A 14,626-nucleotide genomic window follows, 5' to 3' on the forward strand; every position below is an offset into this window, starting at 1 on the left:
GACCCTTGAAAATGCCCGACTGGTTCAGCTGAAGATTAAATCCCGCTAATTTAATGATTTGGCGTGGATCTTTATAATTGGATAAATCCCCTACTTCAGCGAAAAATCCGGCAACGGTCAGGACGCCTATCCCTTTTATCGCGATCATTTCACTGGCCCCTGGAACTTGGAGAACAAGTTCTTCCAATCGTGCTTCATGAGCCCTGATACGTTCCTCGATAGCCAAATATTGATCAATTAGGTAGCTGAGTTCCTCGCGCGCCATCGTCAGCCCAACGGTGAGACCTACACTCGTTTCAGCCGCATGCTTAAGTTCCTGAACGCGTTTGATGCCAACCCCGCGTTTCGCCGCCTGTTTTACTTCCACCATTAATGCCTCTTCCGAACAGGAGACGATATCTTCCGGCAGATAGCCTTTTTTCAAAAAGTGAATCGGTGTTTTCTTGGTCCAATCTTTAAAAACAGTTGTAAACTCTGGAAAATAACGATCCAGCGCATTTTGTACTTGTGCTTTAACTGATGACAAATTCTTTTGCATCATGTCGTGAAGTTTCATCCCTTCACGCAATTCAGCATAGATGCCTTCAAGTAAAATTGGCTCATGATAGCGTCCTGCACGTACTACCTGTGCAATCACTTTCGCATCTTTGGTATCATTTTTAGTTGGTGAGTCATCATCCAACTCTTTTGTGCGTTTGACTTTCGTTGGATTAACAACCACAGCGTGTAATTCCAATGCCTTTAAATAGTAAGCCAGATTCAGCCAGTAATGTCCCGTTGGCTCCATCCCAAAAATAAGATTTGGACGATTCGTTTGCTCAGAAAGATTTTGTGTCCAATCCAGCAATTCTTTAAAACCCGTTAGACCATTTTCAAATACCAACCGTTTGGCCAGGTCGCGTCCACGATCATCAATGGCACGCGCAACATGTTTGTGCTTTGCCACATCGATTCCGATGATTAGTGTCTCGTCTGTGATTTGCTCTAAGCGATTATTTTGTGTAAAATCCATTGTAGGAGTCCTCCTTGGTATCTAATTTCGAGGTCATCGCGATGACACTCTCTATCGTACCAAGGGGACTCTATTTTTGTACAACCGATTCTAGCCCCACTTATCCTCAAATTTTTTGATATACAGGAATGCTTTTTATTCCCCGGGAAATATTTCAGGAAATTTGTCGATAATTAAAATTCAGGGAATATTCATAGTCAACAGAGGTTATTAATGGTATTTTAATGATAGGGCATGCATTGATAAATGTGGATCATGCCAGCCTTTGTCATGAAACGATTGGCGATCATATAACCGGAGATGAAACGCGTGATATTTTGGCGGACATTTTTAAACAGCATTCAATTACCGGGCAGACAAGCAGTATTTGGATTAAACCGGGTTGGCATGGACATTACAGTCGTTTATTTGTTTATTCTGCTCTTTTTTGTCTCCCTTCCACCATCGGTTGATCAACTGACGACCGGAGCAGGTACGGAGATGAATTGGCTATTCTTTCTGATTTACTTTTTTATTTTTTATTATTTGCCTTTAATCATTATTATATTTTTACTTATTTCATTTGTGGCGTATGTCGGTACCGGCATTGCCAAATTACTTAAACGCAAGCTCAGGTTTCCGTTGCTATGGAAAATGGTGGCTTACACAACAACAAATCCGTTTTTGTTATATACAATTCTTTCACTCTTTATACCATTTGATGATGTCTTCGTCGGTTTATTTAGCTTGTACGTATTTCTGTCCATGATTAAAATCATTACCGTTTACCCCAGGCGAAAACAAAGAATACAAAAATAGGAGTTTTCCTTATGCGATCGATCACATTTGTTATACTGATACTTGGTGCACTGCTGTTCACTGGCTGCTCAAACCAGGGGAAAACAAACGATACAGAATTAATGATAGCAGCCGCTTCAAGTTTAACCGAAACACTCTCTGAACTTAAAAGTGCATTTGAAGCTGAGCATCCGGAGACCACACTCACATTAAATTACGGCGCCTCAGGCAAGCTTTCCCAACAAATTCGTTCAGGTGCACCGGTCGATGTGTTCCTTTCTGCCGATCAAAAATGGATGGATAGGCTTGCTGATAAGGATATGATTGCAACTGATACACGAACTGATTTTATTCAAAACCGGCTTGTCCTGATATCCAGCCGCGGGAAATCAATCCCGGCCGACCAATTAACTGATTTGCCCAATGTGGATGTGGGGCAAATCGCAATTGGCAATCCGGAGAGCGTGCCGGCAGGTGACTACGCCAAACAAGCATTGCGTGAAGCCGGTGTTTGGCAAGCGCTGCAGGACAAACTGGTTTACACCAGCAATGCACAGCAAACCCTTACATATGTTGAGTCAGGAAATACGGATTTTGGCATTGTTTATAACAGTGATCTGAAGCGCTCTGATCTGGTTAAGAAAATCTTAACGGTTGACGAATCGCTTCATGAACCAATCAAGTATCCGGCAGCTGTGACAGCATCAAGCACATCAAAGGAACAGGCTAAAGCATTTATTCAGTTTTTGCAGACTGACAAGGCGCAATCCATACTGCAGGATAGCGGGTTTATTAGAAAAACTCGGCATTCGCCTCGTCTATAGCGAGTGCCGAAGTTTTTCTTATAAGGTCATCCATAACCTATACTTTCTGACGTTACAGGCTAAAGGGGAAGACAAATGGATTTAACACCTTTACTATTGTCATTGAAAATCGCCGGTATTGCAACGCTCATTGTATTTGTGACGGGCACATTTCTGGCAAGAATCATAACACGGAATGGGTTTCCAGGAAAACGTATCCTCGAATCACTTTTGATGCTGCCACTGGTTTTGCCGCCAACGGTTGTCGGTTTTGGCTTGATCTATTTATTTGGAACCAATGGGCCAATTGGAAAATGGCTCTTGCAGTGGTTCGATGTGCAAATTGTCTTTACATGGACAGGTGCTGTTATAGCAGCTACTGTCGTTGCCTTTCCACTGATGTATCAAAGTGCCACAGCGTCATTTCAAAAATATGATCCGAATATTGAAAATGCCGCATTAACCATGGGCGCATCCAAATGGCGAGTTTTTTGGACCATATCATTTCCGCTTGCATGGCCTGGTTTGCTCGCTGGATTGGTACTAACATTTGCCAGAGCACTAGGTGAGTTCGGTGCCACCCTCATGATCGCCGGCTATATTCCGGACCAGACTGAAACCATTCCGCTGGCTATCTATTTTGCCGTAGAATCGGGCAACAGGGATGCAGCATTATTTTGGGTCATCGGTATCCTGATCATTGGGCTTGTTGCTATTTTATGGCTGAATTGGTGGAGCGAACGGAATATTTTGCGGTTTACAAGAGATAAATGACTGGCGGGATTCATCATGCTATCGGTTAACATACAAAAGAAGTTGACATCATTCATGCTGGACGCCAATTTTAAAGTTGGCGGTGAGATTGCTGTCTTATTGGGTTCATCGGGTTCCGGTAAAACGACCATACTCAATTGCATCACTGGTCTTACCCACCCCGACGCCGGACAAATAACACTAAACGGGCGGCATCTTTATCACGGCAACTCAAAATCAGTTCCCACAGCCAAGCGCCGTATTGGCTATTTGTTTCAGGATTATGCTTTATTCCCGCACATGACAGTTGAAAAAAATATCCGTTATGGCGGGAAAGATGAGCAATTGCTTGACCATCTTGTTCATATGATCGGAATTAGCCATTTACGTAACAGCTATCCTCAGCAAATTTCCGGCGGTGAAAAACAGCGTGTTGCGCTTGTCCGTGCTTTAATGACCAAACCTGAAGCACTGCTCCTGGACGAGCCATTTTCATCGCTGGATCGTGATACAAAAATGGCATGTCACTATGAATTACAACAGCTTCATAAGTCGTGGAACATACCCATTATTCTTGTAACCCATGATCAAGATGAAGCCGAAAAACTTGGCGATCAAATTTTGAGAATCGATAATGGGAAGCTTATGATGTAAAAAACCCGATTAACGCTGATAAAACCGGTTAATCGGGTTTTTCTATTTTATTCCGTGACATATGGCAATAGTGCCATTTGACGTGAAAGTTTGATTGCTTTTGTCAGTTTACGCTGATATTTTGCAGATGTTCCAGTTACACGACGAGGAAGAATTTTTCCACGCTCGGAAATGAACTTTCTCAAAAGATCAACATCTTTATAATCGATGTGGGTTATACCATTTGCTTTGAAATAACACACTTTACGACGTTTTGCACGACCGCGACGAGCTGCCATTAATAACCCTCCTTTTATTGATTAAGAGACAAGAAGTACGGACGTTCGAATCAGAAATCGGTTGGCTCACCAATTTCTGTCCATTCGGTATCCTGTTTCCAACCTCTAAAATGGTAAATCATCGTCTGATATATCAATAGGTTCTCCATTGTCTTTAAATGGATTATTATTGTTTTGATCCGGCTGGTTCTGGTTCTGACTCTGGCTCTGATTCTGATTTTGGCTCGGGTTTGGCTGATATCCTGTAGATGGTTGACTTCTATTTTGTGAAGAACCTTTTGATTCCAGGAACTGAACACTATCTGCAACAATTTCCGTTACAAATGCGGTTCTTCCTTCCTTTGTTTCAAAGGTACGTGTTTGAACACGTCCATCAACACCAACCATACTGCCTTTGCTCATATATTGAGCCAGGTTTTCAGCCTGCCTCCGCCAAACCACACAGTTAATAAAATCTGCATCACGGTTACCCTGCTGATTTGAAAAAGGCCTGTTTACTGCTAAGGTAAAGTTAGCGACTGCCGCGCCATTTGGTGTATAACGCAAATCAGGATCCCTTGTTAATCTGCCAACTAATACGACACGATTTAACATCAGAACCACTCCCTATTTTATTGATCATCTTCTCGAATAGCCATATGACGGATTATATCGTCAGTGAACTTCGCCTGACGGTCAAATTCATTAATGGCTTCTTCATCACCATTGAATTTAATGACAACATAATACCCGTCACGATAGTCATTGATTTCATACGCAAGGCGTCGCTTGCCCATTTCATCAACTTTGTCAATTTCCGCGCCGTTATCTGTTAACACGTTGTTGAAACGCTCAATTAAGCTTGTTTGCGCTTCTTCCTCCATGTTCGGGCGGATGATATACATGATTTCATATTTTCTCATCCGTTACACCTCCTTTTGGTCTTAGCGGCCCTTTTACTGTGAAAAGAGCAAGGAGTAATATTGATTTCATTACTCACAATGGTGTATTATATCAAAATACGCCTGAGAAAACAAGCATTCGAGAGATCCTGATTCGTTAAATGATCCATTCATTCCCTTTTCGGTCTATAAAGTTGATGTCAGCTCAGACCCTTACTTTGCGCCTCTTTATAAATGATCAACCCAGCTGTCATCATACCTAAACATTAAACCGGAAATGGATAACGTCGCCGTCCTGAACAATGTATTCTTTACCTTCCAGGCGAACCTTGCCTTTGTCCCGTGCACCTGCCATTGACCCCGTTTCCATCAAATCCTCATAAGAAACCGTTTCCGCTCGGATAAAGCCACGTTCAAAATCTGTATGGATAATACCTGCTGCCTGTGGTGCTTTTATCCCTTTGCGGAATGTCCATGCACGTACTTCCGGTTCACCGGCTGTGAAGTAAGTTCCCAAACCCAGCAATTGATAGGAAGCCTTGATAAGCTGGTCAAGCCCGGACTCCGCTATCCCTAAGTCTTCCAAAAACATTTCCTTTTCCTCCGGATCCAATTCGGCAATCTCTTCTTCAATCTTAGCGCAGACGACAATCACTTCAGCATTTTCATTAGCAGCGTATTCTCTAACTTCGCGTACTTTTTCGTTTGATTCCGGATCCGTCACATCCTCCTCACTCACGTTGGCAGCGTACAAAGCAGGTTTCGTCGTCAACAAGTGCAAATCTTTTACCATCTTCCATTGATCATCTGAAAAATCGAGCGCTCTTGCTGGTTTCTCTGCCTCCAATCCTTCTTTTAATTTTTCAAGCAGCTGATATTCGGCCACAGCTTCTTTTTCCTTCTGTCTGGCCATTTTTTCAACCCGCTGCAGGCGTTTATCAACGGTTTCCAAGTCTGCCAAAATCAATTCAAGGTTGATCGTCTCAATATCATCGATCGGATTGATTTTACCTGAAACATGCGTGATATTATCATCCTGGAAACAGCGGACTACCTGAACAATTGCATCCACCTGGCGAATATGGGATAAAAATTGGTTGCCCAGTCCTTCCCCTTTACTCGCCCCTTTTACAATTCCAGCGATATCCGTAAATTCAAATGTTGTTGGAATTGTTTTTTTCGGTTTTACCAACTCAGATAATTTATTTAAGCGATCATCAGGAACTTCCACAATACCCACATTCGGATCAATCGTAGCAAACGGATAGTTCGCTGCCTCGGCACCCGCTTGGGTGATGGCATTAAATAATGTTGATTTACCAACATTCGGAAGCCCAACAATTCCTGCTGTTAAAGACATGTCAACTTTCACTCCTTAAGGATTCCATTCATATGAACGTGTCAGTCATTACAATTATAGATAGTAGGCATGAAAATGACAAGTAAACAAAAAGTAAAAACAGGCATTTAACCATACCTGTTTTTACAGATTCCCCCTTTAAAATGACAATTTCCGTTCATGCTACCTCACAAAATGATGATTTAAAGGAGCTACCTAAAATTTTGGACAAATTTTTACCCTTCCGCCTTTGTCAGTATTTTTTTCACCTTTTTTGTAAAATCTTTTCTGGGAATCATAACACTGTGACTGCAGCCCATACATTTTATTCGGATATCCATACCCATACGGATGATTTTCCAGCGATTTTCCCCACAAGGATGAGGCTTTTTCATTTGTACAATATCATTCAGGCCAAATTCCTTATCTGCCATATTGATTTCCTCCCTTACATTTCCCGTTCTGGGTCAATCTGAAGTGAGCTTGGTTCCTGATTTCTTGAATACATAACAAGACGCGGTGCCGGGATTTCAATGCCTTGTTTGTATAGTACTTCCTTAATTTCCTTTCGCATAATACGCGCACCCGCCCACTGATAAACGGGCAATGTTTCCGCTATGAGCCGAACGACATAGTGGGAGGTTTCCAAGGTCTGAACACCAATTATTTCCGGAACACGAACAATTTCCTCATAGTTATCAGGCAGCGTTTGGCAGATATCATTAATAATTTCCTCTGCAGCAGCAATATCACTTTCATATGGGATATTCACATCCACAACTGCAAGTCCGTTATGGGTTGAATAGTTGGTCACCTGGGTAACATTGCCGTTCGGAACGACATGTTGCTCGCCAGTCCAGCTTTGGATTTTCGTTGTCCGCATCCCAATCTCCTCAACGGTTCCTTCCGCGCCTGATGTGAGAATATAATCCCCCACTGAAAATTGGTCCTCAAATATAATGAAAAAACCTGAAATAATATCCCGCACGAGATTCTGGGCACCAAAACCGATGGCAAGACCTGCCACACCGGCACCGGCAAGCAATGCTCCGATTTCAAGACCGAATGCACCATCCAGAATCATTATAAATGCTATAAAATAGACGGTATATTTTAAGGTGTTCTGAATCAGTTTCTTAATCGTGATTTCCCGTCTTTCCGTTATTCGTATCGGTCCTCGTGACCTGCTCTCAAAAAGCCGCCATATAACCTTGTTTCCCACCCGGACAATAATCACGGCAATCAGGAGAATCACAATGGCCTTCAATACCGCCTCACCAATTGTGAGCCAAAGTTTCGGCCCAGTTATATAGGTCCAGAGCTCCATGAATTCATTACTAATAAAATCCACCATCAAAACCTCCGACAATTCAATATAGCTCAATTCCATGAAAATCCATTTTTATCCAGCATTTAAAGATCATGAACCAGCCAAAATACTGGAGTGATGGACCCTAAATGCCCGATCCTGTTCAATTAACATTCAGTGAAGGAAAACACTTCACTGAATAGTGTTCCACTTTATTCTAATTCATGCATTTTTGCCTCATAGATGACGGCATGTTAAATGTATGATAAATAGATTTTACAATATAAGCCCCGTTATGAAAAGAAATGTGCCATCAACTATGCTTGTCTTCTGACTTATTCCACAAAGGGTAAAGAAGTAATCGTGTTAATACATATAAATTTAAAATCCCATATATTGGATATATATAGTTGATCAGCGTCGAAAAGCCCACTGTGGTTAATGGTACCATAGCGATAATGACAACAGTTGCCAGTATCCATACAGGTGCATTCCACCAGCTTTGAATTCTGGAAACAATCCCGAACACACCCGATGCAGCAGTTGTGAAAATAGCAAACCATAATAGAATGGACATAAAAATAAGTATTTCAAAGGGATAATGCTTAAGTATGGCGAATAATGGAATTTCGTATAATAGCAGTTCGTCGGCAATTTGAATTAAACTGCTGTTGTAAATGAATGAAATAATACCCAGTATCAGGCCACTGCCAATTGCCGCAACATAAATTTCCTGTTTCGTCTTCACTTTATTGCCGATTGCACCCAAAACGGCGATTAGCGGCAATATATTTAGTGCGGTAAACGGAAAAGCAGCTGTCCAATTCCGTTGTTCATGCAAATGCGACCATACATTTAGCCCCTGGTCATTCATAAATAATAATAGAATATATAACAGCCCACCGAGCAGTAAGGGGAGCACAAGTTGATTCATCGCGAGTAGCCCGTTGATATCTTTTAAAAACAGGCCAATTAAAGAGACTGTTATGATCACTACACCCCACCAATAGGAAATGTCAAATGCTTGTCCGGTGGCACCGCTCCCTGCAATCATGACAACAGTTGTCGTCGTTAAGTACAAGAATATCATGACATCATATACACCTGTCAGCTTGTCCCCTACAATATCACGAAGCACCGGCAAGTAGTCACTGGATCTTTTCTGATAGCTGACATGCATAATCACATAACAGCATATTGAAAAGAATACGGCAAATAACAAAATAGCAAGTCCGCTTTCATGGCCAAAAAATTGCCATAACTCTCTTCCGGACGCATAACCCGCTCCGATTGTTGTTCCGATAATTAAAAACATCCACTTCAGACCCGCTCGTACCATTACTTCTCCTCCATTGTGTTGATCCACGTATAGTTTGATCATTTTTTCCGTATACTAATACCAATATGTTTGTGGAGGAAAAGCTATGAATCTAATGAACCGTTTCATTACCAAAAATGAAAAACTACAATTAAACTATACAAATCCGGATTTGCCTGGCAAAATGAACGAGCGAATCATGTCCTGGCTGCCGGCAGCACCAAAAGAATATGTGATTGTCTGTGTTGGAACAGACCGGTCGACAGGTGATGCGCTTGGACCTTTAACAGGATCTTTTTTATCAGAATTAAAACCGAAACATTTACATATATACGGTACATTACCTGAACCTGTCCATGCCACCAATATGCCGGACTACATCAAACACATTTATAAGCGGCACCAAGACGCTTTTTTGATTGCTGTCGATGCTTCCCTTGGAAAAGCCGCTTCAGTAGGCTCTATCATAGTTGATACGGGATCATTAAGCCCTGGAGCGGCATTGAATAAGAACCTTCCCGCTATTGGGGATATTCATATTACTGGTGTTGTGAATATCAGCGGGTTCATGGAATTCACCACCTTACAAAATACGAGGCTTTCTCTTGTTGTCGATATGGCAAAACATATTGCCGCTTTATTGGATAAAGTCGACCAGCAACTAACAAATTCAACGCCATTTCCAGCGATTGTTGCACCCGAAAACCAAACGTTGGAAGGAGAAATGTAAAACCTCTGCTAATGGCAGCAGAGGTTTTACAATCGTCTTTCTTAAAATAATAAGTAAACATAATAAACCAACCCCACCGTCAAGATGGCAGGTAACAAATTTCCTACGCGTATCTGCACGACTTTCAATAAATTAAGTCCAATGGCCATGATTAACAATCCACCTACTGCCGTCAGCTCACCAATTAGTCCGTTTAAAAATGTCTCAGGGATCCATTGATTTATTTGTGTCGCAAGTAAAGCAATCGAACCTTGATAAACGACAACCGGAACAACTGACAAAATAACACCAAAACCAAGTGTTGTTGTTAATACAAGGGCAACAAATCCATCAATTACACCTTTTGTGATCAGCACTTCATGATCTCCGCGCAAGCCGCCATCCAATGCTCCGATGACGGATAAAGCACCAATAACAAAAACAAGTGATGCGGTTATAAATCCTTGCGCAACGCTGATGTTGTCGTTTGTTGTCGCAAACTTTTTTCCTATCCATTCTCCAACCCGGTTAAGCCCTTCTTCCAAATGTATAAATTCACCTATAATGGCACCTGTCAATAAACTCAGTAACACGACAATAATCGCTTCCGTTGATAAAGCCATTTGCAAACCGATTAAGATAACCGCCAGCCCAATACCATGCATGACGGTTTCCTTATAGCGTTCCGGTATTTTGGTAAAAAATAAGCCAATTAAACTGCCTGCAATAATACAAATGCCATTAACAATAGTTCCAAATAAAGCCATTCAGCCATCCTCACTTTATTATCCTACAGAAGGTTATAAGATTCCGTCACTTCCCTAATCGCCTGTAAGAATTGCTCCACTTCTTCTTCCGTATTATACATACTAAGACTTGCTCTGACGATACCTTGCCCGGCCGTATCCAGTGTCTCATGTGTTAATGGACTGCAATGGAGCCCGGCCCTGACAGCTATGTCATAGTGTGCATCCAGAATCATGGCAATCTCCTGTGACGGGACATTCAACACATTAAATGCAACGATCGGCATGCGCTGTTCATGTTCATCCGGTCCATAGCACGTAACGCCTTCGATCTGTTTCAACCCTTTTAAAAGTGTTTGACTCAAGATTGTTTCACGTGAAACATTTTCTTGATCACGTGTTTCATAGTGTTTCAATGCAGCTTGTAACCCGGCGATCCCCGGTGTATTTAACGTACCACTTTCCAGCTTTTCCGGCCACTGTGACGGCTGCTCGGGTTTTTCAGAATAACTCCCGGTGCCCCCATGGTGAAGTGGAGACAGTTCCACATCACCTTCAACCATAAGCACGCCTGTCCCCTGGGGCCCAAATAGTCCTTTATGACCTGGCATCACCATCATATCGATTCCCATGTCTTGCATATTTAGTGACATATGGCCCGCTGTCTGTGATGCGTCAACAAGTAATGGTATGTGAAGATCGCTAATGACTGAAGCCAGTCTCTCAACAGGTATAACAGCCCCAGTTACATTGGACGCATGTGTGATTGCAATTAATTTTGTATTCGAATTGATCGATTGTACCACCTGCTGCACAAATGCTTGTTCATGATTATACCAAGGTACATAAGTTACGTTGACGCCATATTCACTCTTGATATACTCCAAAGGCCTGCGTACTGAATTATGCTCACATGATGTGGCAATCACATGATCTTCCTTTGACCATGGCATCCCTTTTATGGCTTGATTTAAGGCAATTGTTGCATTCGGGTGAAACAGGACCCTTTTAGGATCACTGCAACCAAATAGACGGGAAATCGTTTCTCTCGTCTCCGATATGATAGCTGCCGCATGGTTCGCTAATTTATGACTTCCCCTGCCAGGATTGGCCCCTATTCCATTCAATGCATCCATCATCGCTTCCCCTACTTCGGGTGGTTTCGGATGAGATGATGCCGCTTGATCGAAATATATCATAGTTCACACCCTTTAGTCATAGCATTATACACACCTAATTAAATAAATCGACTACATGAGTTCTTCAGGAAGGAAGTAGTTTTTTCAGATAAGACCAGCCATAACGTCTGACGTTAAGAAAAAGACTGACTATATGTAGCTTAACAGAGTCAGTCTTTCGTTCATTATTGATCCAGCGATTCCAATATACGCTCAAGATCGTCATTAGAATAGAATTCGATTTCGATTTTACCCTTACGTTTTCCCCGGTTAATGGAAACCGCAGTACCTAACCGATCGCGTAGTACAGATTCACGTTCCTGCAAAAAAATATCCTTTTTCGGTTTCTCCTTTTTCTTTTCTTTTTCAGGCTTATTATTCAATTGCACAATCAGCTGCTCTACCTGTCGCACATTTAACTTTTCTTGACGTATTTTATGAACCAACGGGAGTATCTTTTCTTCATCCTGTATACCAAGTAATGCCCGTCCATGGCCCATTGACAGTTCACCGTTATTAATATAGGCTGTGACCTGATCCGGAAGTGAGAGAAGACGCACAATATTCGCGATATGTGACCTGCTTTTTCCGAGTCGTTTTGATAGTTCATCCTGTGTAACACCTAGTTCACGCATTAAATTATGGTAAGCGTGTGCTTCCTCAATGGCTGTTAAATCTTCACGCTGCAAATTCTCCAGCAGGGCAACTTCCATCATTTTATCATCTGATAAATCTTTAACGACTGCTGGAATTGTTGTCAATTCAGCTTCTTTAGCAGCGCGGAAACGACGCTCACCCACAATGATCTCATAGCCCTTGATACTTTTGCGGACAATGAGCGGTTGAACAATACCGTATTCCAATATTGAATCTTTTAATTCCTCAATGGCATCCGCATGAAACGTCTTTCTAGGTTGATAAGGATTTGGACGACACTGATCGACTGGAATTTCCTGAATGACATCATCATTCTCCTCTTCCAGTTCAGGCGGAAAGAACGCATTGATTCCTTTACCCAACCCTTTCGCCATTGTTTACCACTTCCTTTGCTAATTCAAGATATACTTCTGCACCCTTTGATTTAGGGTCATACGTGATAATTGGTTGACCATGGCTTGGCGCTTCGCCTAAACGAATATTTCGGGGGATGACTGACTGATAAACTTTATCCTGAAAATACTTTTTAACTTCTTCAATCACCTGAATGCCTAGATTTGTTCTGGCATCAAGCATGGTCAGTAAAACTCCTTCAATCATTAAGGTTTTATTCAAATGTTTTTGCACTAAACGAATCGTGTTCAATAACTGACTCAAACCCTCCAATGCATAGTACTCACATTGGACAGGAATTAACACCGTATCTGAAGCTGTAAGGGCATTAATCGTAAGCAGCCCCAGAGAAGGCGGACAATCAATGACAATATAATCATAAACTTGTTTGAGGTCCTCCAGTGCCTTTTTCAATCTGATTTCACGCGAAATTGTCGAAACCAATTCAATTTCAGCGCCTGAAAGTTGAATAGTGGCAGGGATCATATCTAAATTTTCAACTTGTGTAGGTACACAAACCTCTTCGGCAGGTAAGTCTTCCACTAGGACATTATAAACACACTGATCCATATCAGCCTTGTTAACGCCTAACCCGCTGGTAGCATTACCTTGGGGGTCAATATCAACAACTAACACTTTATTTTTTAATTGCGCCATACCTGCACTCAAGTTTACTGCTGATGTTGTTTTTCCAACGCCACCCTTTTGATTTGCAATGGCCATAATTTTACCCATGCTGTCACCTACCTAACATCTATAATTATTATTCTATCACTTTTCACTGAGATGCGCCTATTAAAATGGCACATTGTTGAAGGAAAGTTATCGTTGCAATATCTTCTTAATATGAGAGGTCGTTCAATTTTTGGATTTAAAAACCACTCATCTTATGTTTTCCTAAGATGAATGGTGTTTATTAAGATATATAATAGAATGTATTATTTCTTTTTGGGTATTTTAATCGTAATTTGATAGAAATCATCACGATCCTCTTCATCTGTTTCCACATCTATTCCTGTATCAGAAACCATACTCAAAGACTGGCGTATTGTATTCATGGCAATCCGTACATCTTTATTGACACCTTTACGCTTTGGACGCTTTTTAACTTGTTTTTCGTCAGCCTGATCCATTTTTTCAATCTGTTCTTCGGTTTGCTTTACATTTAAATCCTTCGATAAAATTCTTTCGAGCATTTTCACTTGCTTTTCCGGATCGCTAATTTTAATTAAAGCGCGGGCATGTCTTTCCGTTATTTGCTTGTCCAATATCGCTGATTGCACTTCTTCAGGAAGCTTTAATAACCTTAATTTATTTGCGATGGTCGATTGATTTTTTCCTAAACGCTGCGCTAATGCTTCCTGTGTCAACGAGTGCAGTTCCAGCAGTTTTAAGTAAGCACCGGCTTCTTCTATAACGGTTAATTCCTCACGCTGAAGATTTTCAATTAACGCGACAGACGCAATTTCAGTATCTGTCATGGTACGGATAATCGCGGGGATATTTTCCCACTCCAGTGTTTGCGCTGCCCGCCATCTGCGTTCCCCGGCAATTAGTTCATATTGATCTTCTCCATCCAGTTTCCGGACCACGATGGGCTGAATCATACCATGTGTATGTATCGTTTGTGCCAGTTCTTTTATTTTTTCTTCATTAAACAATGCCCTGGGCTGGAATCTATTTGGTTCGATTTTCGCAATCGAAAGTTCGGTTACCTCATCCGGATGGTAATTCTCTTCTGATGACACGGGATCACTTTTGTCCCCTCCACCAAAAATTCGATTTAATGGACTTACCACTACCAAACACCACCTTTACA

The 14,626-nt window shown here is 41.6% G+C and carries 18 protein-coding genes; 5 read left to right on the top strand and 13 right to left on the bottom strand.

Annotation, left to right across the window (positions count from 1 at the left end):
• A partial coding sequence (locus tag E4U82_RS13000) for an IS110 family RNA-guided transposase (protein ID WP_135110602.1) occupies window positions 1-1,012 on the bottom strand: 1,012 nt, incomplete at its 3' end.
• A gap of 309 nt (window positions 1,013-1,321) precedes the next feature.
• On the opposite strand from E4U82_RS13000, the gene E4U82_RS13005 reads away from it, so the two are divergent.
• The 4 genes from E4U82_RS13005 to E4U82_RS13020 all read left to right on the top strand — a co-directional run bounded on the left by E4U82_RS13005 (window position 1,322) and on the right by E4U82_RS13020 (window position 3,999).
• Window positions 1,322-1,810, top strand: a complete 489-nt coding sequence (locus tag E4U82_RS13005; protein WP_135110603.1) for a DUF1189 family protein — start codon at window positions 1,322-1,324, stop codon at window positions 1,808-1,810.
• 11 nt (window positions 1,811-1,821) lie between these two features.
• On the top strand, window positions 1,822-2,613 hold the full coding sequence (modA, locus tag E4U82_RS13010) for a molybdate ABC transporter substrate-binding protein (RefSeq protein WP_135110604.1): 792 nt from the start codon (window positions 1,822-1,824) through the stop codon (window positions 2,611-2,613).
• Between the two features lie 75 nt (window positions 2,614-2,688).
• Window positions 2,689-3,366 (top strand): molybdate ABC transporter permease subunit, encoded by a 678-nt coding sequence (gene modB, locus E4U82_RS13015; RefSeq protein WP_135110605.1) that lies wholly within the window; start codon window positions 2,689-2,691, stop codon window positions 3,364-3,366.
• 15 nt (window positions 3,367-3,381) lie between these two features.
• Complete coding sequence (locus E4U82_RS13020; protein WP_135110606.1) at window positions 3,382-3,999, top strand: ATP-binding cassette domain-containing protein; 618 nt, start codon at window positions 3,382-3,384, stop codon at window positions 3,997-3,999.
• A gap of 47 nt (window positions 4,000-4,046) precedes the next feature.
• On the opposite strand, the gene rpsR is transcribed toward E4U82_RS13020, so the two are convergent.
• The 7 genes from rpsR to E4U82_RS13055 form a co-directional block, all read right to left on the bottom strand.
• Entirely contained in the window at window positions 4,047-4,277 is a 231-nt protein-coding gene (gene rpsR, locus E4U82_RS13025) for a 30S ribosomal protein S18 (protein WP_209300574.1), read from the bottom strand.
• A 105-nt stretch (window positions 4,278-4,382) separates the two neighbouring features.
• Window positions 4,383-4,871: a single-stranded DNA-binding protein gene (gene ssb, locus E4U82_RS13030; RefSeq protein ID WP_135110608.1), complete on the bottom strand. Its 489-nt coding sequence runs from the start codon at window positions 4,869-4,871 to the stop codon at window positions 4,383-4,385.
• Between the two features lie 17 nt (window positions 4,872-4,888).
• Entirely contained in the window at window positions 4,889-5,179 is a 291-nt protein-coding gene (gene rpsF, locus E4U82_RS13035; protein ID WP_135110609.1) for a 30S ribosomal protein S6, read from the bottom strand.
• A 238-nt stretch (window positions 5,180-5,417) separates the two neighbouring features.
• The gene (gene ychF / locus E4U82_RS13040) at window positions 5,418-6,518 is read right to left on the bottom strand and encodes a redox-regulated ATPase YchF (RefSeq protein WP_135110610.1); all 1,101 of its coding nucleotides are present in this window, start codon (window positions 6,516-6,518) and stop codon (window positions 5,418-5,420) included.
• A gap of 215 nt (window positions 6,519-6,733) precedes the next feature.
• On the bottom strand, window positions 6,734-6,931 hold the full coding sequence (locus E4U82_RS13045; RefSeq protein WP_135110611.1) for a DUF951 domain-containing protein: 198 nt from the start codon (window positions 6,929-6,931) through the stop codon (window positions 6,734-6,736).
• Window positions 6,932-6,945: 14 nt separating this feature from the next.
• Window positions 6,946-7,851: a mechanosensitive ion channel family protein gene (locus E4U82_RS13050; RefSeq protein ID WP_135110612.1), complete on the bottom strand. Its 906-nt coding sequence runs from the start codon at window positions 7,849-7,851 to the stop codon at window positions 6,946-6,948.
• A 268-nt stretch (window positions 7,852-8,119) separates the two neighbouring features.
• Window positions 8,120-9,145: a YkvI family membrane protein gene (locus E4U82_RS13055; protein WP_135110613.1), complete on the bottom strand. Its 1,026-nt coding sequence runs from the start codon at window positions 9,143-9,145 to the stop codon at window positions 8,120-8,122.
• A gap of 85 nt (window positions 9,146-9,230) precedes the next feature.
• On the opposite strand from E4U82_RS13055, the gene yyaC reads away from it, so the two are divergent.
• Entirely contained in the window at window positions 9,231-9,854 is a 624-nt protein-coding gene (gene yyaC, locus E4U82_RS13060; protein WP_135110614.1) for a spore protease YyaC, read from the top strand.
• Between the two features lie 41 nt (window positions 9,855-9,895).
• On the opposite strand, the gene E4U82_RS13065 is transcribed toward yyaC, so the two are convergent.
• The 5 genes from E4U82_RS13065 to noc form a co-directional block, all read right to left on the bottom strand.
• The gene (locus E4U82_RS13065; protein WP_135110615.1) at window positions 9,896-10,600 is read right to left on the bottom strand and encodes a DUF554 domain-containing protein; all 705 of its coding nucleotides are present in this window, start codon (window positions 10,598-10,600) and stop codon (window positions 9,896-9,898) included.
• Between the two features lie 23 nt (window positions 10,601-10,623).
• Window positions 10,624-11,778: an aminotransferase class V-fold PLP-dependent enzyme gene (locus E4U82_RS13070; protein WP_135110616.1), complete on the bottom strand. Its 1,155-nt coding sequence runs from the start codon at window positions 11,776-11,778 to the stop codon at window positions 10,624-10,626.
• 164 nt (window positions 11,779-11,942) lie between these two features.
• Window positions 11,943-12,788, bottom strand: a complete 846-nt coding sequence (locus E4U82_RS13075; protein ID WP_135110617.1) for a ParB/RepB/Spo0J family partition protein — start codon at window positions 12,786-12,788, stop codon at window positions 11,943-11,945.
• A complete protein-coding gene (locus E4U82_RS13080; RefSeq protein ID WP_135110618.1) occupies window positions 12,769-13,542 on the bottom strand; it encodes a ParA family protein in 774 nt (257 codons plus the stop codon). Before E4U82_RS13080 ends, E4U82_RS13075 begins: the two co-directional genes overlap by 20 nt.
• A gap of 203 nt (window positions 13,543-13,745) precedes the next feature.
• Window positions 13,746-14,606: a nucleoid occlusion protein gene (noc, locus tag E4U82_RS13085; protein WP_135110619.1), complete on the bottom strand. Its 861-nt coding sequence runs from the start codon at window positions 14,604-14,606 to the stop codon at window positions 13,746-13,748.
• Window positions 14,607-14,626 lie beyond the last annotated feature (20 nt).

Origin of the sequence: Lentibacillus salicampi, from assembly GCF_004565465.1 — a bacterium.
Taxonomy (GTDB): domain Bacteria; phylum Bacillota; class Bacilli; order Bacillales; family Amphibacillaceae; genus Lentibacillus; species Lentibacillus salicampi.